The sequence below is a fragment of the Kitasatospora sp. NPDC058048 genome, from assembly GCF_042885555.1.
Classification (GTDB): Bacteria; Actinomycetota; Actinomycetes; order Streptomycetales; family Streptomycetaceae; genus Kitasatospora; species Kitasatospora lactacystinica.
Genome location: NZ_JBHVRT010000005.1, coordinates 64,167 through 83,786, shown reverse-complemented (window position 1 = coordinate 83,786; position 19,620 = coordinate 64,167). Strand labels below are relative to the sequence as shown.

Genomic DNA, 19,620 nt, shown 5'->3' with positions numbered 1-19,620 from the left:
CGGGTGGGATCGGTGGAAACCCGTCCGGAACAGCGGAAACCGTTCGGGCGGGACGGCGGGTGGCCGACGCGGACCCCGTCGGTCGGCGGGACTACCGGAGGCCGGACGGGAGCCGGCCGGTGCGCGCCAGCGCCCGGTCCAGCAGGCCCCGCGCCCGTGCCAGGGCCGCCGTCTCGTCGGGGGCGCGGACGTAGAGCACCAGGCCGATGCCGTCGGGGACGGCGCGGGCGCGCACGTGCTCCAGGCCGTCGCCCGGGCCGGCGCACGCCCACAGCCCGGCCTGGACCTCCGCGGCCGCCGCCTCTCCCGAGGGGGCGGCGGCATCGGCCGGCAGGGTCAGATGGACCGCGAACACCGCAGGTCAGACCTGCCCGACGGCGGCGTCGGCCGACGGGCCGTCCCAGCCGATCGACCGGGTGGAGGGGGTGTCCCAGCCGATCGAGAGAGCGGCGGGGCCGTCCCAGCCGATCCCTCCGCCCGGGCCCTGGGCGGCGGACGGGGCGGCGTCGGGGGCGGTCGGACCGGCGGCGAGGGCCTGCGCGGCGGAGCCGGCGAGGGCGAGGGTCAGGAGGACGGCGGCGACTGGACGGACGGACACGGGAGGGTCCTGTTCTGTGCGGGAACTGCGCTGAGGGAGACCGCAGTTCTGGGTGTCCGGGGAAACGGGGAGTGCGCGCACCGGGAATCCTCCCGTTCTCCGGACCGCCACGGGAAGCGAATCCGCGGGCAGGATCAGGACAGGCAGCATGCTGCAACACCGCGCCGGGCAGCGACCGGAATTCCGCCCTCGTGCGGGCCCCGCCGAGGGTGTCGACGGCCCGGGTGGGGCGTTGACCGGATCATGCCCTTGCGAGGGCGTTCCGGCCGAAGGAATGATCAGCTCCGGGCCGGCCGGGCATACGGAACCGTCCACGGGGATCAGGGGTCGAGAAGTGCTGGAACTGCTGGGGCTCGATGCCACTGCGGAAGCCGTCTACCGGGAAATGCTCGCCGACCCCGAGGGAGGGGTCGCGGAACTCTGCGAGCGGCTCGGCCTCCCCGAGGCCGCCGTGCGCGCGGCCCTCGACCGGCTCGCCGACCTCACCCTGCTGCGCGCCTCCCGCGAACGGCCCGGCACCCTGCGGCCGGTCAGCCCGGAGCGCGGACTGGAGATCCTGCTGCGTCGTCAGGAGGAGGAACTCGCGCGCCGGCAGCAGGAGGTCGCCGCCTCCAAGGCTGCCGTCGCGCGCGCCCTGGGGGAGTACGCGAAGGTGCGGGCCGACACCCCGGTGGGCGACCGCGAGCGGCTGCTCGGCCTGGACGCCATCCAGGACAAGCTGGAGGTGCTGACCTCCCGGCTGACCAGCGAGGTCCTGGCGGTGATGCCCGGCGGCGCCCAGTCCGCGGCCAGCCTGGCCGCGTCCCGGCCGCTGGACGAGGACGCCCTGCGGCGCGGGGTCAGCCTGCGCACCATCTACCAGGACAGCATCCACGACGCCCCGGAGACGCTCGACTACGTCCGCTGGATGGCCGGTCTCGGCGGCGAGGTGCGGACCGCGCCGGTGCTGCCGCCGCGGATGCTGGTCTTCGACCGGAGCACGGCCGTGGTGCCGATCGACCCGGAGAACACCCGGGCCGGCGCGCTGTGCACCAGCGAGCCGGGGATCGTAGCGTCCCTGGTCGCCCTGTTCGAACAGACCTGGGAGACCGCCGTCCCGATCGCCGACGACCGGGAGGGGGCGGCCCCGCTGAGCCTGACCGCCGGGGAGCGCGAGCTGCTGCGGCTGCTGTCCACCGGGCTCACGGACGACGCGGCGGCCAAGCGGCTCGGCGTCTCGGTGCGGACCGTCCGGCGGCAGATGGCCGCCCTGATGGAGCGCCTCGACGCGGCGAGCCGCTTCGAGGCCGGGCTGAAGACCGCCCGGCGCGGCTGGTTGTAGCCGCCGTCCGGTCGGGCGGGACCGCCGCGGGCCGGTCACGGGGGCGTCGGCGCCGTGGCGGAGCGCCGGTCCGGCACGGGCTCGGGCTCGGGCTCAGGTGTGGGCTCGGGCGGGTCCGGTGCCCGGGTCGCGTCGGCGGCCGCGGCTGCCAGGCGGTCGACCTCGACCCACTCGTCGAGATGCGGGCCGGTCGTCCGGTGGCCCGGGTCTTCGGGGTGCGCGGGCCTGCCGGGGCGACCGGGACGGCCGGCGGCGGGCGGGGCGGGGAGGAAGGCGGGGGAGCGGCCGCGGTGCAGGTACCAGGAGCCGAGGCGCTCCAGGGCGGCGCGGCGCTCCGCGGCGCCGGTCTCGACGGAGCAGCGCTCGGTGGCGTAGAGGCGCAGGAGGTCGTTGAGCCGGTAGCGGTCGTGCTCCTCGGGGGCGAGCAGGTGGGCGGCGGCCAGTCGGTCGAGGACGGGCCGGACGGCGGCGGCCGGGGCGCCGGCCAGGGCGGCGGCCGCGTCGGAGCCGATGCCGACGGCCGGGACCAGGGTGAGCAGCCGGAGCAGTGACCGGGCCTCGGCGGGCAGCGAGCGGTAGGAGAGGTCGAAGGCGGCGCGGACCGCCGAGGTGTCGTCGCCCTCGATCTGCAGGGCGCTCAACCGGTGCTCCGCGTCGAGGAGTTCGGCGGCGTAGTCGGCGAGGCCGCGCTCCGGGCTGGCGGCGAGGCGGCTCGCGGTGACGGCCAGGGCGAGGGGCAGCCGGCCGCAGGCGGCGGCGAGTTCGGCGGCGGCGCGCGGCTCGGCGCGGACGCGGTGCCCGCCGACGATGCGGGCCAGCAGTTCGAGGGCCCGGTCGACGGGCAGCACGTCGAGCACCAGCGGCCGGGCCCCGTTGCGGACGGCCAGCCCGTCGAGCCGGGTGCGGCTGGTGACCACCGTGCGGCAGTCCGGGGCGCCCGGCAGCAGCGGGCGGACCTGCTCGGCGTCGCGGGCGTTGTCGAGGACCACCAGCAGCCGGCGGTCGGCCAGCAGGGAGCGGTAGAGCGCGGCCGCCTCGTCCGCCGCCGCGGGGATCCGGTCGCCGGGCACGCCGAGGGCGCGCAGGAAGCGGGCCAGGACGGTGTGCGGGGCGAGCGGGGCGTCGACGGAGTAGCCGTGCAGGTCGGCGTAGAGCTGGCCGTGCGGGAAGCGGTCCCGGACGCGGTGGGCCCAGTCGACGGCGAGGGTGGTCTTGCCGACCCCGGCCGGTCCCGAGACGGCGCACACGGCGGCGGCCGGCCCGGGCTCCTCACCGGCCGGGGCGGTGAGCAGCGCGTCCAGGGCCCGCAGTTCCGGGTCGCGTCCGACGAAGGTGGCCAGGGCGGGCGGGAGTTGGGCGGGCGGCGGGGGAGGCGCCTGCGCCGGGGCGGCGGGTGGCGGAGCGGGCGGGGCGGGCGGCGGGGCCGGCGCGGTCGGCGCTTCCTCGGCGCGGGCCGGGGCGGCGGGCACCGGCTCGGTGGCCAGCAGCTCCAGGTGCAGCGCCCGTAGCCCCGGACCGGGGTCGAGCCCGAGCTCGTCGGCCAGCCGGTCCGCGAACCGGCGGTAGGCGGCGAGCCCCTCGGGGGCGCGTCCGGAGCCGTGCAGGGCCCGCATCAGCTGGCCGGTGAAGCGTTCCCGCAGCGGGTGGTCGGCCACCAGCGCGGTCAGTTCGGGGACGGCCGCGCGGTGCCGGCCGAGGGCGAGCTCCAGGTCGAGGCACTCCTCCCAGGCGGTCAGCCGCAGTTCGTCCAGGGCGACCGCGCCCGGGGCGTCCGCGTCCACGGCGAGCCCGTCCAGGGCCGGCCCGCGCCACAGGGCGAGCGCCGCGCGGAGCCCGTCGACGGCCTCCGGGGTGCGTCCGGCGGCGGCCTTGCCGCGGGCGAGGGCGAGCCGGTCGGTGAAGTCGCGGGCGTCCAGCCGGTGCCCGGTGAGGGTGATGCGGTAGCCGCGGCCGTCGGTGAGCAGGACGGGCGGCGCGGCCGGGTCGGCCTCGGCGAAGCGGCGGCGCAGTACCCCGGCGAGGTTGCGGACCTGGCGGGTGGCGGTGGCCGGCGGCCGCTCCTCCCAGACGGTGTCCACGAGGCGGGCGACCGGCACGGAGCTGTCCGCGTTGAGCAGCAGGGCGGCGAGCAGCCGCTCCTGCCGGGAGCCTTCGGAGGGGACGCGTCGGCCGTCGCCGGTCCACACCTCCAGCGAGCCGAGGATCCTGAACTCCATGCGTCCCTCCCTGGGGGCCGCGGGGCCGGACCGGACCGCCGCTGTGCGTGGATGGGCACGAGTGTGACGAAGTGATGATCAGATGATGCCAGTTGTGTGCGTTCGGTTGAGAGCTTTGTCGTGCACCGGCTGAAACGAGCCGGTCACCCACGAGGCACCCGAACCCTGGAGCAGTCGATGAACCGTCTGAAGAAGGCCGTCGCCACCGCGACCGCCGTCGCCGCCGCCGTCCTGATCCCGCTCACCGCCGCCCCGGCCTCCGCCACCACCGGGCCGGCCACCCACCTGGGGATGACCTGGTCCGCCGTCTCCTACGGCCCCGAGGGCACCGTCCAGGTCGGCGGCCCCGGCGGCAGCCCGAGCAACGCCTACAGCGGCGACACCGCGCCGTCCGTCTCGCTGCCCGTGCTCTGCCTCAACGTCGACGGCAGCCCGGCCCCGTCCGGGATCAGCCTCGGCTTCTACAACGGCTGGGCGCAGGGCACCGTCGCCCTCAGCCAGCCGGTCAAGGGCTCCCGCCTCAACAGCCGGGCCGCGGCCGACAGCGTCTGCCAGGCCGCCTTCGGCGCCGGCTGGCGCGAGGCCGAGTTCCACGACGGCCACTACGGCACCGACCTGTCGCAGACCGGCGGCTGGACCTTCTGGGCCTACGGCAACATCCCGAACAACACCCGGTTCTGGACGGCCATCAACGACCAGCCGGCCAACCCCTGGAACTGACCGGACGGACGCCGCCGGTGCGCCCGCCCTCCCGGCGGGCGCGCCGCGGCGGCCGGTTTCGGGATTCGCCGACGGGCCGCCCGGGTACGCCGTACGCTCGGGGCGCCGGCGGTCGGCCGCCGCCCGGGACCCGGAGGAGGACGGCGTGGACACGGCTGCGGAACGCACGTCCCCGGGCGGGCCCCGGACCGACCCGGCGCTCGTCGACCGCGTCACCGAGGCGCTCCTGCTGGCCGGCCTGCCCGTCGGGTACGGCGGACACGGGCACGGCGTCCACCTGCGCCCGGCCCGGCCGTACGACGACTCCGACGACTGCGCCGGCCTGATCGCCCTGCACTGGGAGCCCGGCCCCCGGCTGGCGGCCGCCGCGGCCATGGAACAGCCCCAGCAGCCGGCGTTCGCCGCCCGACGGGTCGTCGGCAGCACCATGCGGAACGCGCTCGCGGAGTTCCTGCCGGCCTTCGGCATCGAGGTCGTGGCCGGCCGGCTCGACGGGGAGACCCGGGTCGGACGGGCCGACGGACCCGCCCCGGCCACCGGCCAGGACGCCGCCGCCCCGGCCCCGGCCGGCTCCCGCCCGCAGGACCTCGGCATCGGCGCGGACGTCGTCGCCGCGGTGCGCCGCACCGCCGGGCTCGCCGGCCTGCCGGTCGCCGAGCACCTCCACGCGCCCGGCATCACCCTCACGCCGTGCCCGGCCGTCGAGGACGGGGACGACATCACCGGCGTCGCCGACCTCCGCTGGAACCCCTCCCGCCGGCTGTCCGCCGCCGCCGACGGCGACACCCCCGCCGCGGAGCGGGCCGCCCGGGCCCGCACCGCCGTCCAGGACGCGATGCGGCACGCCTTCGGTGCCGTCCTCGGCGCCTGCGGCCTCGACCTCCAGTGGCGCCGCCCGGCCGCGCTCCCGTACCAGCTGCGCGCCTACGGGCTCACCGACGGGCTGCCGGTACGCCGCTGACGCCTGCCGTGCCCGCCGGAGGGTTCGGCCCGCTGGTGCGGATCCCCTGTTCGGTGCGGGGAGTCGGCGTGCGGAGACACCGAAGGATGATGGAAAGGGCGGGCGCCGGTCTACGGGACTTCGGCCTCCTCCCGCAGATCGCGTGCGGCGTGCGGGAGTCGCACCGCGGGGCGGCGCAGTGGGCCGCGGAGGCGGTGGGCCAGGGCGGCGGCGGCCACGCAGAGGGCCAGTGCGGTCCAGAGCAGCGGGGGGTTCTGCAGGCCCAGGCCGATGACGGCCGGCCCGACCGCGTAGGACACCGTCCAGGTCAGCTGGAACAGGGACATGTACGGGCCTTCGTCGCCCTTGGGGGCCATGGCGACCGCCGCCGCGGCCGCGGTGGGCTTCGAGGCCAGTTCGGCCAGGGCCAGGACCGCCGCCACCAGGACGGCGAGCGGGCCCTGGACGGCGTGCGGGGCGGTGGAGACGGTCGCGGTCAGCGCGATGGCGACGGCCACCGCGCCGATCGACAGGCGCAGGACCCGCGAGCGGCTCCAGCCGGAGAGCCGGCGGCTGATCCGCATCTGCAGGGTGGTGGCGGTGGCGTAGCGGACGGCGACCACCACGGTCGGCCACCAGGCGGCCTGGTGGAGGCTCTCCACGAGGTACACGGGGAAGGCGACCGTCGGGATCAGCCAGGCCGCCGACAGCAGGGTCTGGGACGCGACCAGGGACATGAAGGGCCGGTCGCGCAGCGCCGCCCGGGTGTTCGACCTGGCTGCCCTGCGCGCGGGCCGCTCGGCGGCCGGCACGGTGACCCCGAGCAGGAGGACGGCCGCGAGCAGGGAGCTCGCGCTGTTCAGGGCGAGCGCGACCTGCAGGCCGTGTCCGCCGGCGAGCGCCATCAGGGCGGTCGCCCCCAGGGTGCCGACCCCCAGCGAGGTGGTCTTGAGCACGGTGACCGCGGAGAACCACGCGGTGAGCTCCGCCGGCTTCGCGAACCGCGCCACCAGCGTGGGCCAGGCGGCCCCGTAGAGGCGGTCGGCGGCCGTCACGAGGAAGCTCACGGCGGCCACGGCGGGCAGGTTCCCGGCCGCGAAGAACAGGCCGTACCCGAGCGCGGTCAGGACGCTGCTGACGAGCAGGCAGGACTTGGGCCCCGCCGCCTGGACGAGCCGCCCGCAGAGCGGCACGACGGCGAAGGACGCGATCGACCCGACCGTCACGGCGGTGCCCGCGGCGGCCGCCGGGAAGTGCTGGACGGTGACGAAGAACAGCAGCGACAGCGGCAGGAAGACGCCGGAGCCGAACGTGTCGATCGCCACCGAGAGGAACAGCCGCCGCTGCCGACGGAACCGCCCGGCCCCTGTCACGCCACCCCCACCCTCGAACCCCCGGTCACCCCTGCCCCGATCGGACCCCCCGATCGCGGTCGCGACTACCGCGTGTCGCGCAGCTTGAGAATGTACGTCGCGGTCAGCGCGACCGCACGGTCCTCGTCCCGGGTCAGCTCCGCGAGGGCGCGCGACGTCGTGCTCCCCGGGACGTCCGCGAGGGCCTGGGCCAGCCTCCGGCGGGCGTCCGGTCCGAGGCCGTCGAGGGCGAGGCGGTCCACCAGCCCGGTGGCGATCCGGTCCGCCAGCGCGGGGTCGTTCGCCAGCGCGCCCAGGGTGTCGGCCGCGTCGGCGTCGTTCGCCGCCTCGACGATCATGTCGATGAGCGTCGGGACCGCGTCGGCGACGCCACGGGCGCCGAGTGCCAGCGCCGCGTACCTGCGGACCACGGCGTCGGGGCTGCCGAGGGCTTCCCGCAGCAGTGCGGTCGCGGCGCCGTCCGGCAGCTCGGCGAGGGACCGCACGGCACGTTCGCGGACCTCGGCCGCGGGCGAGCCCAGGCCCTGCGCGAGCAGGGCCGCCCCGTCGCCTCCGGTCTGCGCCAGCGCCCAGCGGAGGGCGCCGGCCACATTCGGGTCCGACTCGCCCAGCACGGCCTCGACCAGCGCCTCCACCGGCACCGCGACGTCCTCGCCCGCGGACAGCGCGGCGCGCTGCCGAGCCCCCGGGCTCTTCGACTCCAGGGCCTGGAGCAGCGCGACGACCTGGAGCACCTCCTCCCAGCCGGCCGGTCCCGCGGCGTCGATCCGCCGTAGCCGGGTGAGCAACTCGGTCTCCGCCGCGATGCGTTCGCGGGTGCGGAGGATGAGGTCGTCGACGAGTTCGGCGGGTGCGAAACCGGGGTCGTCGAGGGCCCGCCCGACGTCGCGCAGCGACAGGCCCAGCGACCGCAGGCTCTCGATGTGGAAGATCCGCCGGATGTCCTCGTCGGCGTACCGGCGGTAGCCGGAGCCGGTACGGCCCGTCGGCCGCACCAGCCCGAGCGACTCGTAGTGCCTGAGCATGCGGGCGCTGACCCCGGACCGCCGCGCGACGTCGCCGATCAACACTGCCTACCGTCCCTCCCGGCGGCCCTCGCCGAGGACCGCCGTGCGCTTCGCCTCCTCGATCGCGAACTCGAATCCGGCGTCCGGGTCGCGCCACAGCCGCTCCGTGGCGAGCGCGTGGGCGCGCACCCCGGGGTCGGGGTCCGCCGCCGCGGCGTCCAGTGCCGGCAGCATCGCCTCCCCGAGCGCGATCAGCGCCCGGCTGAGGCTCAACTGCGTCTCGCGTCCGCCGCGTCCGAGCTGAGCGGCCAAGACTACGGCCAACTCGCGCTCCCCACCCTCGGGCACGAGCACGACCGCGGCCCGCCAGGCGCTGCGGGCCACCTCCTCGTCGGTGTCGGCCAGCAGCGCCGGCGTGATCGCCGGCCAGGCCCGCCGGTCCCCGATCTTGGAGAGGGTGTGCAGGGCCTGGCTCCGTGCCTGGGCACCGTCCGCGCGCACCTCGTCGAGCAGCAGCGGGACCGTCACGGCCGCCTCGTGCCGGGTGAGCGCCCAGGTGAGCGTCTCCCGCACGGTGAACTCGGGCTCGACCGCGCACCGTTCGACGAGCCCGCCGACGAACCGCGGGTCCGGCTCGCTGCCGACGGCCATCGCCGCCCGCAGCCGTACCGACGAGTCCTCGTGCGCCAGACCCCGCAGGGCCCGCAGGGTGTTCGTGTCCTCTTCCGTCCCGACCATCAGGACCACCTCCTCGGCAGCAGTGAAGACCTTGTCACCGTGTCAAGGTCAAACAGCCGGGAGGGAGGAACCGGGCGGGGCCGGGACGGTCAGGCGAGCACCTTCGCCTTGGCGCGCTGGTACTCGTCCTCGGTGATGGCGCCCTTGTCCTTGAGCTCCGCGAGCCGGGCCAGGTCGTCGACGTGGGAGGCGGGTGCCGGGCTGTCGGCGGCCGTCTGCCGGACGTAGTCGCGGAACTCCCGCTCCGCGTCGGTCGCCCGCAGGACCTCGCGCCGCCCCATGCCCTTGCCCCGCGCGATGAGGTACACGAACACGCCGAGGAAGGGCAGGACGAGCAGGAACACGGACCAGCCGGCCTTGCCCCAGCCGCTCACGCTGTCGTCGCGGAAGAGGTCCCCGAAGACGCGGAACAGCAGGAAGAACCACATGATCCACAGGAAGATCCACATGGTGGTGAAGAAGATGTCGAGCAGTGGGTAGTCCACCGCGAGCCTCCTGACATCGACGGCGTGCCCCGAACGGGCTGCCGCGGGCGCGGTCTGCCGGGCGGGTGCGCCCCGAGCGGCCACCCGGGGTGTCGGGGTCCGGGCGGGAAGCCGTGACGTGCTCCACCCTCCAGGGACGCGCCGCGGGTTCGTCCCGTCATCACCCGGGCCGGGTGGTCCGGCCCCGGGGCGGCCGCCCACCGGCGGGGTTATTCTGCGGCTGATGGGCGGATCGGAGAGTGCGCGTCGACGACAGCCCGGCGTGGTGGGACGACTGCTGAGGGCGCTCCGGGCGGATCCCTCCCACATGCCCGAGCGGCTGGCGGCCTTCGTCGTCGACTACCTGGGCCCCCAGGCGGCCGAGACGGCCGCGGCGCTGCGCGGGCCCGGGCAGGAGGGGACGGCCCGGCAGGATCCCACCGAGCAGATCATCGACCGGGGTGTGCGCCGGACCGTGGTGGAGGGCTCCTTCCTCGGGGGTCCGTTCCTGCTCCTGCTCCCGGTCGCGTTCGTCGCCGCGCTGCTCGCCCAGCTGCGCATGGTGCTGGAGCTCGCGGCCCTGGCCGGCCACGACCCCTGCGGTGACGACGCGGCGGCACAGATCCTGGTGGTGCAGGGGGTCCATCCGACGGTGGAGCAGGCGCAGGAGGCCCTGCGGAAGGCGGCGCGGGCCGGAACCGGGGGGCGGGACAAGGCCTCCTGGCCGGCCGTCGTCCGCCGCCAGGCCTATCTGATCGGCCTGTTGACCCCCGAGGACCCGGCGCGCTCGGCCGTGCGCAAGTGGCTCGGCTGGGCCGGCCTGGGCGTACTGCTCCTCGTCGGAACCGTGGTGCCGTTCGTGTGGGTGCCCGCCTGCGGACAGATGTACTGCCGCGCCACCGGCGAGCTCGCCGACCGGGCCCTCCTCCGGTTCGGGCTGACGGCGTCCGCGGCCGCCCAGGCGAGAAGGACCTCGTCGATCCTGCGCCCGGGCATGCTCCTGGTGGCGCTGCGGACCGTGCTGGCGTGTCTGGCCACCGCGGGCGCGGTGGTGGTCGTGCTGCTCACCGGGGCGCGGGTCGTCGGCCACGCGTGGCTCGCGGTGTTCCTCCTGCTGCTCGGGGCGAGTGCGCTGGCCGTCGGCTGGCGCTGGTTCCGTGACCGGAGGCACCGGCGCACCCGGGCGGGGTAGGCGCGGTCCGCCCGCCGCGGGGGCGGTACGAGGTCAGAGCAGGTCCAGTTCGCGCGCCCGGCGTACGGCCCGGTTGCGCCCGGTGACGGAGAGCTTCCGGTTGATGCTCTTGAGGTGCGTCTTGACCGTGTTCACCGAGAGGAACAGCCCGGCGGCGATCTCCTCCGTGGACAGCATCTGGGCCGCCAGCCTAAGGACGTCCAGTTCGCGGTCGCTCAGCGGTTCGACCAGGGCGTCGGTCGCGGTGGTGTCCCCGGACGCCCCGGCCGGGAGGCCGGGCAGCAGGTCGGCGGGCAGCCAGCCGTGGGAGTCCGCCAGCTCGGGCCGGGCCTGCAGCAGGTGCCGCAGCCACGGCCCGGCGTCCCGGAACGGCCGGCGCAGCCGCTCCGGCCGGGCGACCGCGAGGGCGCGGGCGAGCAGGCGCTGGGCCGCGGCCTCGTCGCCGAGGGCGGCGGCCGCCTGGGCCCGGGCCAGCAGGACCCGCACGGTGATCGCGGGCCCGTGGCCGTCGCGCTCCGGGACCGCCTCCAGGATCCGCAGGGCGCCCCGGTTCTCCCCGGCGGCGAGGTGCGCCCGGGCGGCGGCGACGGCGTGTTCCGGACCGTCCGCGCCACTGCGCTCCAGCGCCTCCAGCGCGGCGGCCGGGTCCCCTTCGGCGAGGTGCCCGGCCGAAACGGCCACGGCCACGGCCTCCCGCACCCAGGGCGGCGGGGGGTCGGTGGCGGGACCGCCGTCCGCGAGCCCGCCGAGGAGGTCGAGGGCCGCGCGGGGGCGGCCCTCGGCCAGCAGCGTCCTCGCCCGGACGATGGCGATTCCCGCGGCGACGGCCGGGTCGTGGTCGGCCGCGGCCGACCGGGCGGCCCGGTCGATCGCCGCCCGCGCGGTGGGCAGGTCGTCGCGGTCGACGGCGAGCGCGGCCAGCACGAGCTGGCCGGCCCCCGTGCGGGATTCCGGGGACAGCCCGGAGCGTTCGGCCTCGGCCCCCGCTTTCCGCAGGTGGGCCTCCGCCGGCCCCGGCCTGCCCCGCAGCACGTCGATCAGGGCGAGCCGGGTGAGCGATTCGTGGCGCGGGCAGGCCGTGGTGGGGTCGTCGGCCGCCGCGGCGGCGGCGGACAGGGCCGCCGCGGCGGCGTCGAGGCTGCCCTTCCAGAGCAGCGCGGATCCGAGGTCGGCCAGCCGGAGCGCGGGAAGTTCCGGGTGCTCGCCGAGCAGCGCCGGCGGGACGTCCTCCTCCAGTCGCGCGGCCTGGACGGCGGCGGCCCGGGCCATGTCGGCCGAGCCGAGCAGCCGGCCCGCCAGCACCCGGAGGTGGGCCGCGCTGAGCAGGGCCGTCGGAACGTCCTCGGCACCGCGTTCGGACAGCAGCGTCTCGGCGCGCCGGAGGTGGTCGAGTCCGCGGTCCACGTCGTGGCGGGCGAGGTCGCGGGCCGCCCGGACCAGTTCCGGGGCGGGCCCCCGGGCGTCGGGCGCCATGTCGGCGAACAGGCGGTCGAGCCGGTCCGCGTCGCGGCCGGTGAACAGCCGTCCGATGGCCAGCCGGTCGACGACCTGCGTCGCGGCGAACTCCCAGTCACCGGCCGCGGCGGCGTGCACCAGCCCGTCGGTCAGGTGTCCGGCGGTGGTGAGCCAGCGGGCCGCCCTGCGGTGGAGCGCCCGGTCCAGCCCCGGGTTGCGTGCCGCCAGCTGGACGCGCAGGATCTCGGCGAACAGCGGGTGGCAGCGGTACCAGGAGCGGCCGACGGGTTCGACGAAGGTGTCGGCGCGCGCGAGGCCGGCGAGGATCCGCGCGCCGTCCGGCCGGCCGGTCAGGGCGTCGGCCAGCTCGGGGTGGATCCGGTCCAGGACGCTCGTGCGCAGCAGGAGGTCCTGGGTCTCGGCGGGCTGGGTGTCGAGGACCTCGGCGAGCAGGAAGTCCGCGACCGTGCTGCGGCAGGCCTCGAACTCCTTCAGGTACGCCTCGGGGTCGGCGGCGCCCTGGGCGGCGAGGGCGGACAGCCGCAGACCGGCGGCCCAGCCGCCGGTCCGCTCGGTCAGCGTCCGGACGGTCCCGGCGGAGAGGGCGAGGCCGTGCCGCCGCATCAGCGCGGCGGTCTCCCGCGGGCGGAAGGCCAGGTCGGCGGCCCGGATCTCGGTGGCGCAGCCGGAGGCGCGGTAGCGGTGGAGCGGCAGGCGCGGCTCCGTGCGGCCGATCAGGACCAGCCGCAGCCCCTGGCCCGCGTGGCCGAGCAGGAAGTGGAGTCCGGAGGCCACCTCGGCGGACGACACCTGGTCGAACTCGTCGAGGACGAGGACCACGGGCGCCTCGCGGCGGCTCAGGTGGGCGGCCAGCCGGGCCAGCAGCGCGTGATCGACCTCGTCGGCCCGGGCGGGGGTGCCGATGTCGTCCGGCAGGGCGACGCCGTGGTGCCGGAGGGCTTCCAGCAGGTAGGCCCAGAAGACCCCCGGCGCGTTGTCCTCCCGCTCCGCGGTGAGCCAGACCGCCGAACCGCGCAGCCGCGTCGTGGCCAGCCAGTCGGCGACGAGCAGGGTCTTCCCGGCGCCCGCCGGGGCGTTCACCAGCAGGAGGGACGTCCGGAGACCGTCGCCGAGGCGCTCGGCCAGCCGCGGCCGGTGCACGAAGGTCCCCGGAACCGGGGGGACGGCGAAGCGGGCCGCGAGCACGGGGTTGCCGCCGGGTATCCGGGCCGGCCGGGCGGAGCGGTGTCGAGGTGCGTCCGCCGGACGGACGGGGGAGTCGACGGCTGGGCTGAGGGGCATGGTGCTCACCTCAGGGTGGGGTACGGCGCATGGTGAGCGCGGATCGCTGACAGATCCCATCCTGGCCGACGCCGTCCGACCTGGCAAAGGGGCCTCCCGGCCCACCGGTGGGGGCCGCCCGCCGCTGCGGGTCCCGTCCGGCGGCCGCTCAGTCCTCGTCCGCCGGGACCGGCTCCGGAGTCCCCAGGAGCCGGGCCAGTCGTCCCTGGCTCGCCACCACGTACCCGATGCCGATGCCGAGGGTGATGGCCGTGAACACCACGATGAGCCAGCTGAGCAGGGTGAAGACCAGGCCGAGCGGGCCGAACTGGGTCACGCTGCGGTTCAGCGAGCGGGGGACGTAGAGCCGCGACGCCCAGGCGAGCGTGGTCAGCGCGGCCCCGGTCAGCACCGCCCCGGGCAGCAGCGGGAGCCAGGGGATCCGGCCGCCGAGCAGCAGGTGCTGGGTCCACCACCAGAGCAGCGTGGCGGTGACCAGGTAGACCAGGACCCCGAGGCCGGTGCCCGCCCCGAACCCGGACCGCACCTGGCCCTGGAGGATCAGGGCGGTGAGCCAGACCAGGAGCCAGGCGAGCCACCGCCAGGCCGCCAGGCGCCCCGCCAGGTGGGGCAGGTACCAGCTCTGCTCGCACAGGCGCTGCAGGATGCGGCTGCAGCTGGTGGCCGAGAGCAGGGTCACCAGGATCCCGATGCCGCCGAAGGTGTCGGTGGTGGACTCCTTGCCGCTGGGGTGGAGCGCCCCCTTGATCTCGTCGAGCGATTCGCCCTGGAGCCCCAGGACGGTGCGCAGGGACTCGGAGACGGTGTTGCGCACCTCCTGGGGCATGAAGGCGGCCAGCACGAACAGCACCGGGATGGCGGTCAGGAAGGTCTGGGCCGCGAGGCGGGTGGCCATGTCCAGAACCCGGACGTGGAGCAGCTGGGCCGCGAGCCGGCGCAGGAACGGCACGTCGCGCAGGGTGGCCGTCCGCCCTCTCAGCCAGGCGGTCCGGGCGCGGAACCATTCGGCGCGGCCGGGCTCACCACGCTGTGCCGCCACCCCGGGCTCCCTCCGGTCGATGCCTGCCCCCGGTCCGTCGCGGCCCGTCGTCGGCCGAGCGCCGAGGATTTCAAGACTGGGCGACGGGACGGCGGGCGGCACTTCGGGTGGTCCGCCGTTCGGCGCAACCCGCGGGCACCGGCGGCCGGCCGCCCCGGCGGTCCTCGCCGATCAGGTGGGGCCGGGGCCGCGCGTAGCCACGCCGCGGGTGACCGCCCGCCGCGGCGGCGCCCTCGACGGGCGACCCGGTCACGGGGGGGCGAGGGTACGAGGCAGGCGCGTACGGACCGCGTGGGCCGGTGTGCGGGAGGAGTCACGGTGAAACGCTGGAGGGCGCTGATCGTCCTGGGCATGGCGCAGTTCCTGATGGTGCTCGACGCGTCGGTGATGAACGTGTCCATCAGCCAGCTGGTCGAGGACTTCGACACCGAGGTCACCGCGATCCAGGCGGTGATCACGCTCTACACGCTGGTGATGGCGGCGTTCATGATCACCGGCGGCAAGCTCGGCGACATGTTCGGGCGCCGCCGGATGTTCACGGTGGGGCTGGTGGTCTACGCCGTGGGATCGGCGATCACGGCGGTGGCGCCCACCCTGGGGCTGCTGGCGCTCGGCTGGTCGGTGATCGAGGGGCTGGGCGCGGCACTGGTCCTCCCGGCGCTGGCCGCGCTGGTGGCCGGTTCCTACCGGGGACGGGACCGCGCGACCGCCTACGGCGTCATCGGCGGCCTGGCCGGGGCGGGCATCGCGGTGGGGCCGCTGCTCGGCGGATGGCTGACCACCTACCTGACGTGGCGGCTGGTCTTCGCCGGCGAGGTCGTCCTGGTGGTGGTCATCCTCTTCCTGCTGCGCTGGATCGAGCGGCAACCCGTACCGGAGCACCACGAGCGGATCGACCTGGTCGGTGTGCTGCTGTCGGTGTCCGGGCTGGGGCTGGTGGTGCTGGCCGTGCTGCAGAGCAGCACCTGGGGCTGGCTCCAGCCGCGCAATCCGCCGTTCACCGTCCTCGGATTCTCACCGACGCTCTTCGCCGTCGCGCTCGGCGGGGTGCTCCTGGTGCTGTTCCGGTCGTGGGAGCTGCGCAGGGAGCATCCGCTGGTCAGGTTCGCGCTGTTCGGCATCCCACCGCTGAGGTCCGGGCTGCTGATGCTCTTCAGCCAGAACCTGATCCTCCTCGGGCTGTTCTTCGTCATCCCGCTCTACCTCCAGGCCGTGCAGGGCCAGAACGCCTTCCAGACCGGTCTGCGGTTGCTGCCGGTGTCGATCACGATGCTCGCCGCCTCCATGTCCGGCCCGCTGCTCACCCGCTTCGCCTCGCCGAGGACGGTGGTGCGGATCGGGCTGCTGGTGCTGTTCGCCTCGTCCCTGTGGCTGGTGGGCACCGTCCAGCCGGAGCTCGACGACCTGTCGTTCGCGCTGGCGATGGCCGCCCTGGGGATCGGCATGGGGCTGCTCGCCTCGCAGCTGGGCAACGTGGTGCAGTCGAGTGTCGGGGAGGAGGACCGCAGCGAGGTCGGCGGGCTGCAGTACACCGCGCAGAACCTCGGCTCGTCGCTGGGCACCGCGCTGATCGGTGCCATCCTGATCGGCGCCCTGACGGTGGCGTTCGGCAACGCCGTGGCCGGGAACCCGGAGATCTCCGACGCCGTGAAGCAGCAGGCGGGCATCAGGATCGAGGCGGGCGTCGCCTTCGTGCCCGCGGACCAGCTCGCCACCGCGCTCGCGCAGACCACCGTCCCGCCGCAGGAGGCGGCCGCCGTCGTCGACTCCTACCGCGCGGCCCAGCTCGACGGCCTCAAGGTGTCACTGCTGGCCGCCGCCGCGATCACGCTCACCGGCTTCGCCTTCACCGGTCACCTGCCCGCCCGGCGGGCGCCGGGCGGGAGCGGGCCGAAGCGCCGGGGCGGGGGGACGGCCGGGGTGTAGGGCCGCACCGGTTCCCGCGCGGCGGCTCGCCGGGGACGCCGACGCCGGCCGCCCCGCCCCGCCCCCGGGGGCCGTGTCACACCCCGGGCCGGGCGGTGATCCGGCCGCTGTCGATCGCGGCGGTGAGCGCGGCGTGGTCGGCGCCGGTCAGGTCGGTGTACGTGAGGGCGAAGTCGGCGATGGCGCGGTCGAAGACGTCTCCGGAACCGAGGTACGCCGCGATGGCGACGCGGTCCCCGGTGCGGGCGTGTCCGCGGGCGAGGGTGCGGCCGCACAGCTCGGCGTACCCGTCCAGCAGCTCCCTGGGCATGCCGTCGATGACGGCGGAGCCCTTCATGTCGCGCAGCTGGCGCCAGTAGAAGTGGCGGCCGGCGGGGCCGGTGGCCCAGCCGAGGAAGATGTCGCTGACGGCCTGGAGGCGGCGCTGGCCGGCGACCACCCGCCGGCCCTGGTGCCGGTGGGCGCTGGGCGCGAGGTGCGGTTCCAGCACGGACCGTTCGGCCTCCTTCACCTGGAGGAACAGCGGTTCGCCGGTGGCGCGTGCGCGGAACAGGCCGATGTGGCAGCGGGTGCCCACGCTGCCCACGCCGACCACCTTGCGGGCCGCGTCGACCAGCTCGAAGCGGTCGAGCAGCGCCGCCCGCTCCTCCGGCAGGGTGTCCCGGTAGTCCAGCAGGATCTGCTGCAGGCGGGGCAGGTCGTCGCGGTTGATCGGCTCCAGCAGCGGCGGGTCGTGGATGATCCGGGGCTCGCCGTCCGGGCCGGGTTCGGTGAGTTTGGCCAGGGCCTGCAGGCTGGTGCGCGCGCGTGCCTTCGCGATCGTGGTCCGCACCCGCTTGCGGTACTTCGACGCCTGGATCAGCGGCAGCAGTTCGGCGGTGTCCACCCGCTCGTACCAGACGTCGAGTTCACCGAGGCCGGCGAGCCGACGCATGGCGAGCCGGTACGCCCGGGCGGACGACTGCGCCACGGCCCGGGCGGAGTCGTCGGGTTCCCCGTTCTCGCGCGCGGCCACGGCGATGCTGGCGGCCAGGCGTTTGACGTCCCACTCGAAGGGGCCGGGCAGGGTCTCGTCGAAGTCGTTGAGGTCGAAGAGCAGGGCGCGCTCCGGCGAGGCGAAGAGCCCGAAGTTGCACAGGTGGGCGTCCCCGCAGAGCTGGACGGTGAGGCCGGTGTTCGGGGCGGCGGCGAGGTCCGCGGCCATGATGGCGGGCGCGCCGCGCAGGAAGGCGAACCGGGAGGCCGCCATCCGGCCGTAGCGGATCGGTACGAGCTCCGGGACGCGGGTGGCGGCCTGGGCCTCCAGGATGTCGACGGGGTCCGCGCGGTCCGGCCCGGGGGTCCAGGCCCCGTGGGCCGAGCGCGGCACGTTCCGGCGGACCCGCCGCCCCGCCGAGACCGGGTCGGAGGCCGACGGGTCCACCCGCTCGGCGCCGTCGGCTCCCGGGGGCCGGCCGGGCGCCCCGGCCGGTGCCGACGTCATGCCCGCACCTGCCCGTGTGTCGTGCGGGTGGCCTGTCGGATGGTCTCGACGACATGCGCGACGGCGTGGGCCATCGTGCCGGTCAGGAGGAACAGGACGGTGATGAGGATCCAGCCGTTCTTCTCCTCGACGCCGAGGTCGGCCGCGTGCACCGGGCGGACCGGCGTGGGTGCGCGCTGCGGCGCGGGGCGCAGGAGTTCCCTGGCGATCGCGACGATGCCGGACAGCGCGTGGGCGATCGCGCCGGCCATGAGCATCGAGGTGCCGAGCACGATCCATCCGACGCGTCCGAGCTCGTCGGGTGAGGTCGTGGTGGTGGGACGTGACGCCTGGTGGTGGATACCGAGCACGGGGCTCGCCTCCTTCGGGGGTTGGACTGGGTCGCCGGGGTCGTCGGGGTGGTGGAGCGGCCCTCCTTCGGCATTCATCCTCCGGGTCCGGGGCGCGGGGTGCCCGCCGCGGTGGTCCGGTCGTGCGGCAGGAACAGCGCCGCGCAGAGTCCGGCCAGGCCGCAGACGGCGAGGGCGGCCATGGCCGCCGCGTAGCCGTTGCGGGTGAGCTGCGAGACCAGGATGGTTCCGGCGATCGCGGTGCCCAGCGAGGAGCCGAGGTTGGAGATGCTGCGGGAGAGGCCGGAGATCTCGCCCTGACGGCTGTCGGGGAAGGCGGACTGGACGATGTTGACCGAGGGCGTGAGCATCAGGCCGATGCCCAGCCCGATCAGCAGCAGGCCGGGGGTGAACGCCCAGACGCTGTCGACGGCGCGGACCAGGAGCAGCAGCACGACGATGCCGGCGGTGGTGAGCGCGAAGCCGGTGAGGATCAGCGTGCGCTGGGAGTGGCGCTCGGCCAGGCGCTCGGCGGCGAGCGAGGTGGCGAGCAGGCCGAGGGTGGCGGCGGTGAAGACGCCGCCGGTGGCGATGGCGCTGTAGCCGCGGACGACCTGGAGGTAGGCGCCGACGGTGAACGAGACGCCCATCAGGACGAGCCACTGGGCGTTCTGGGTGACCAGCCCCAGGTTCGAGGTGCGGTTGTGGAAGAGGCTGGTGGCCAGCAGCGGTTCGCGTCCCGTGCGCTCCAGCCGGCGGATCCAGCGGAAGAAGCCGGCCAGCACCGCGGCGCCGGCGAGCAGCAGCGCGATCATCAGCCAGGTGTTGTTGTCGGCGGCGAGGATGCCGGTGACCAGCAGGATCAGCCCGGCCGCCGACAGGACCGCGCCGACGGTGTCGAACGGCCGGGTGGGGTCGGCGGGGAGCGGGTCCTCCAGCGTGCGGGTGAGGAACAGGATCAGGGCCACGATCACGGCCTGGAAGCCGAAGTTGGCACGCCAGTCGATGGCCGTGGTGAGCAGGCCGCCGAGCAGCGGTCCGGCCGCGGCGCCGATGCCGCCGAGGGCCATGATGGTGCCGAAGGCGCGGGCCCGGGCCGCGGTACCCGTGAACAGCAGTGTGGTCAGGATGTAGACCGGGGGGATCAGCAGGGCGGTGCCGACGCCCTCCAGGACGGAGTTGCCGAGGATGAGGACGCCGAGTCCGGGGGCGGCCGCACTGAGCAGGGCGCCGACGCCGTAGACGGCGAGGCCGGCCATCAGGCAGCGCTTGCGGCCCCAGCGGTCGGTGAGTTTGCCGCCGGGGATCATCAGCGCGGCCATCACCAGCAGGAAGACGGTGATGGCGACCTGGACGCCCTGGACGCTGGTGTCCAGGTCCGTGCTGATGTCGTTGATCATCACGTTCATGCTGGAGCCGGCGAAGCTGCAGATGAACTGGGCCAGGGCCAGCGGGACCAGGACCTTGCGTCCGGCCGTGGCGGCGGTGGTGACGGTGGAGGTCATCCCGCGTCCCCC

At 75.7% G+C, this 19,620-nt stretch carries 17 protein-coding genes; 5 read left to right on the top strand and 12 right to left on the bottom strand.

Going from position 1 to position 19,620, the window contains the following annotated elements:
* Nucleotides 1–91 precede the first annotated feature (91 nt).
* Together ACFVVA_RS07170 and ACFVVA_RS07165 are read right to left on the bottom strand one after the other, a co-directional pair.
* Nucleotides 92–355, bottom strand: coding sequence for a hypothetical protein (locus ACFVVA_RS07170; RefSeq protein WP_387686499.1), 264 nt, complete (start codon nt 353–355; stop codon nt 92–94).
* Nucleotides 356–361: 6 nt separating this feature from the next.
* The gene (locus tag ACFVVA_RS07165; RefSeq protein WP_387686497.1) at nt 362–598 is read right to left on the bottom strand and encodes a hypothetical protein; all 237 of its coding nucleotides are present in this window, start codon (nt 596–598) and stop codon (nt 362–364) included.
* A gap of 334 nt (nt 599–932) precedes the next feature.
* Between ACFVVA_RS07165 and ACFVVA_RS07160 the strand changes: the two genes are divergently transcribed.
* Nucleotides 933–1,919, top strand: coding sequence for a LuxR C-terminal-related transcriptional regulator (locus ACFVVA_RS07160; RefSeq protein ID WP_387686495.1), 987 nt, complete (start codon nt 933–935; stop codon nt 1,917–1,919).
* Between the two features lie 35 nt (nt 1,920–1,954).
* On the opposite strand, the gene ACFVVA_RS07155 is transcribed toward ACFVVA_RS07160, so the two are convergent.
* The gene (locus ACFVVA_RS07155) at nt 1,955–4,135 is read right to left on the bottom strand and encodes a BTAD domain-containing putative transcriptional regulator (protein ID WP_387686493.1); all 2,181 of its coding nucleotides are present in this window, start codon (nt 4,133–4,135) and stop codon (nt 1,955–1,957) included.
* Nucleotides 4,136–4,312: 177 nt separating this feature from the next.
* Between ACFVVA_RS07155 and ACFVVA_RS07150 the strand changes: the two genes are divergently transcribed.
* The gene (locus ACFVVA_RS07150) at nt 4,313–4,855 is read left to right on the top strand and encodes a hypothetical protein (RefSeq protein WP_387686491.1); all 543 of its coding nucleotides are present in this window, start codon (nt 4,313–4,315) and stop codon (nt 4,853–4,855) included.
* A 145-nt stretch (nt 4,856–5,000) separates the two neighbouring features.
* Nucleotides 5,001–5,816 carry a hypothetical protein gene (locus ACFVVA_RS07145; protein WP_387686489.1) on the top strand — a complete coding sequence of 272 codons (816 nt, stop codon included), beginning with the start codon at nt 5,001–5,003 and terminating at the stop codon, nt 5,814–5,816.
* Between the two features lie 110 nt (nt 5,817–5,926).
* Here ACFVVA_RS07145 and ACFVVA_RS07140 read toward each other — a convergent pair whose 3' ends face one another.
* The 4 genes from ACFVVA_RS07140 to ACFVVA_RS07125 form a co-directional block, all read right to left on the bottom strand.
* Entirely contained in the window at nt 5,927–7,168 is a 1,242-nt protein-coding gene (locus tag ACFVVA_RS07140) for an MFS transporter (protein WP_387686487.1), read from the bottom strand.
* 65 nt (nt 7,169–7,233) lie between these two features.
* The gene (locus tag ACFVVA_RS07135; protein WP_387686485.1) at nt 7,234–8,238 is read right to left on the bottom strand and encodes a HEAT repeat domain-containing protein; all 1,005 of its coding nucleotides are present in this window, start codon (nt 8,236–8,238) and stop codon (nt 7,234–7,236) included.
* Nucleotides 8,239–8,241: 3 nt separating this feature from the next.
* A complete protein-coding gene (locus ACFVVA_RS07130) occupies nt 8,242–8,913 on the bottom strand; it encodes a HEAT repeat domain-containing protein (RefSeq protein ID WP_387686483.1) in 672 nt (223 codons plus the stop codon).
* A gap of 89 nt (nt 8,914–9,002) precedes the next feature.
* On the bottom strand, nt 9,003–9,398 hold the full coding sequence (locus tag ACFVVA_RS07125) for an SHOCT domain-containing protein (protein ID WP_387686481.1): 396 nt from the start codon (nt 9,396–9,398) through the stop codon (nt 9,003–9,005).
* Nucleotides 9,399–9,705: 307 nt separating this feature from the next.
* Here ACFVVA_RS07125 and ACFVVA_RS07120 point away from each other — a divergent pair, with 307 nt between their 5' ends.
* Nucleotides 9,706–10,569 (top strand): hypothetical protein, encoded by an 864-nt coding sequence (locus tag ACFVVA_RS07120; protein WP_387686479.1) that lies wholly within the window; start codon nt 9,706–9,708, stop codon nt 10,567–10,569.
* A gap of 33 nt (nt 10,570–10,602) precedes the next feature.
* Here the strand turns inward: ACFVVA_RS07120 and ACFVVA_RS07115 are convergent, their stop codons facing one another.
* Together ACFVVA_RS07115 and ACFVVA_RS07110 are read right to left on the bottom strand one after the other, a co-directional pair.
* Complete coding sequence (locus ACFVVA_RS07115; protein ID WP_387686477.1) at nt 10,603–13,326, bottom strand: LuxR C-terminal-related transcriptional regulator; 2,724 nt, start codon at nt 13,324–13,326, stop codon at nt 10,603–10,605.
* 148 nt (nt 13,327–13,474) lie between these two features.
* Nucleotides 13,475–14,365 carry a YhjD/YihY/BrkB family envelope integrity protein gene (locus ACFVVA_RS07110; RefSeq protein WP_387686475.1) on the bottom strand — a complete coding sequence of 297 codons (891 nt, stop codon included), beginning with the start codon at nt 14,363–14,365 and terminating at the stop codon, nt 13,475–13,477.
* A gap of 318 nt (nt 14,366–14,683) precedes the next feature.
* Here ACFVVA_RS07110 and ACFVVA_RS07105 point away from each other — a divergent pair, with 318 nt between their 5' ends.
* Nucleotides 14,684–16,291, top strand: a complete 1,608-nt coding sequence (locus tag ACFVVA_RS07105) for an MFS transporter (protein WP_387686473.1) — start codon at nt 14,684–14,686, stop codon at nt 16,289–16,291.
* A 76-nt stretch (nt 16,292–16,367) separates the two neighbouring features.
* Here the strand turns inward: ACFVVA_RS07105 and ACFVVA_RS07100 are convergent, their stop codons facing one another.
* The 3 genes from ACFVVA_RS07100 to ACFVVA_RS07090 form a co-directional block, all read right to left on the bottom strand.
* Entirely contained in the window at nt 16,368–17,774 is a 1,407-nt protein-coding gene (locus ACFVVA_RS07100; RefSeq protein ID WP_387686471.1) for a DUF2252 domain-containing protein, read from the bottom strand.
* Nucleotides 17,771–18,124: a hypothetical protein gene (locus tag ACFVVA_RS07095; protein ID WP_387686469.1), complete on the bottom strand. Its 354-nt coding sequence runs from the start codon at nt 18,122–18,124 to the stop codon at nt 17,771–17,773. Before ACFVVA_RS07095 ends, ACFVVA_RS07100 begins: the two co-directional genes overlap by 4 nt.
* Nucleotides 18,125–18,198: 74 nt before the next feature.
* The gene (locus ACFVVA_RS07090) at nt 18,199–19,608 is read right to left on the bottom strand and encodes an MFS transporter (protein WP_387686467.1); all 1,410 of its coding nucleotides are present in this window, start codon (nt 19,606–19,608) and stop codon (nt 18,199–18,201) included.
* Nucleotides 19,609–19,620: the final 12 nt, after the last annotated feature.

Coding starts and splice junctions, on each gene's coding strand:
- ACFVVA_RS07155 (WP_387686493.1), bottom strand. CDS start 4,135: ATGGAGTTCAGGATCCTCGGCTCGCTGGAGGTGTGGACCGGCGACGGC.
- ACFVVA_RS07150 (WP_387686491.1), top strand. CDS start 4,313: ATGAACCGTCTGAAGAAGGCCGTCGCCACCGCGACCGCCGTCGCCGCC.
- ACFVVA_RS07130 (WP_387686483.1), bottom strand. CDS start 8,913: ATGGTCGGGACGGAAGAGGACACGAACACCCTGCGGGCCCTGCGGGGT.
- ACFVVA_RS07120 (WP_387686479.1), top strand. CDS start 9,706: ATGCCCGAGCGGCTGGCGGCCTTCGTCGTCGACTACCTGGGCCCCCAG.
- ACFVVA_RS07115 (WP_387686477.1), bottom strand. CDS start 13,326: ATGCCCCTCAGCCCAGCCGTCGACTCCCCCGTCCGTCCGGCGGACGCA.
- ACFVVA_RS07100 (WP_387686471.1), bottom strand. CDS start 17,774: ATGACGTCGGCACCGGCCGGGGCGCCCGGCCGGCCCCCGGGAGCCGAC.
- ACFVVA_RS07090 (WP_387686467.1), bottom strand. CDS start 19,608: ATGACCTCCACCGTCACCACCGCCGCCACGGCCGGACGCAAGGTCCTG.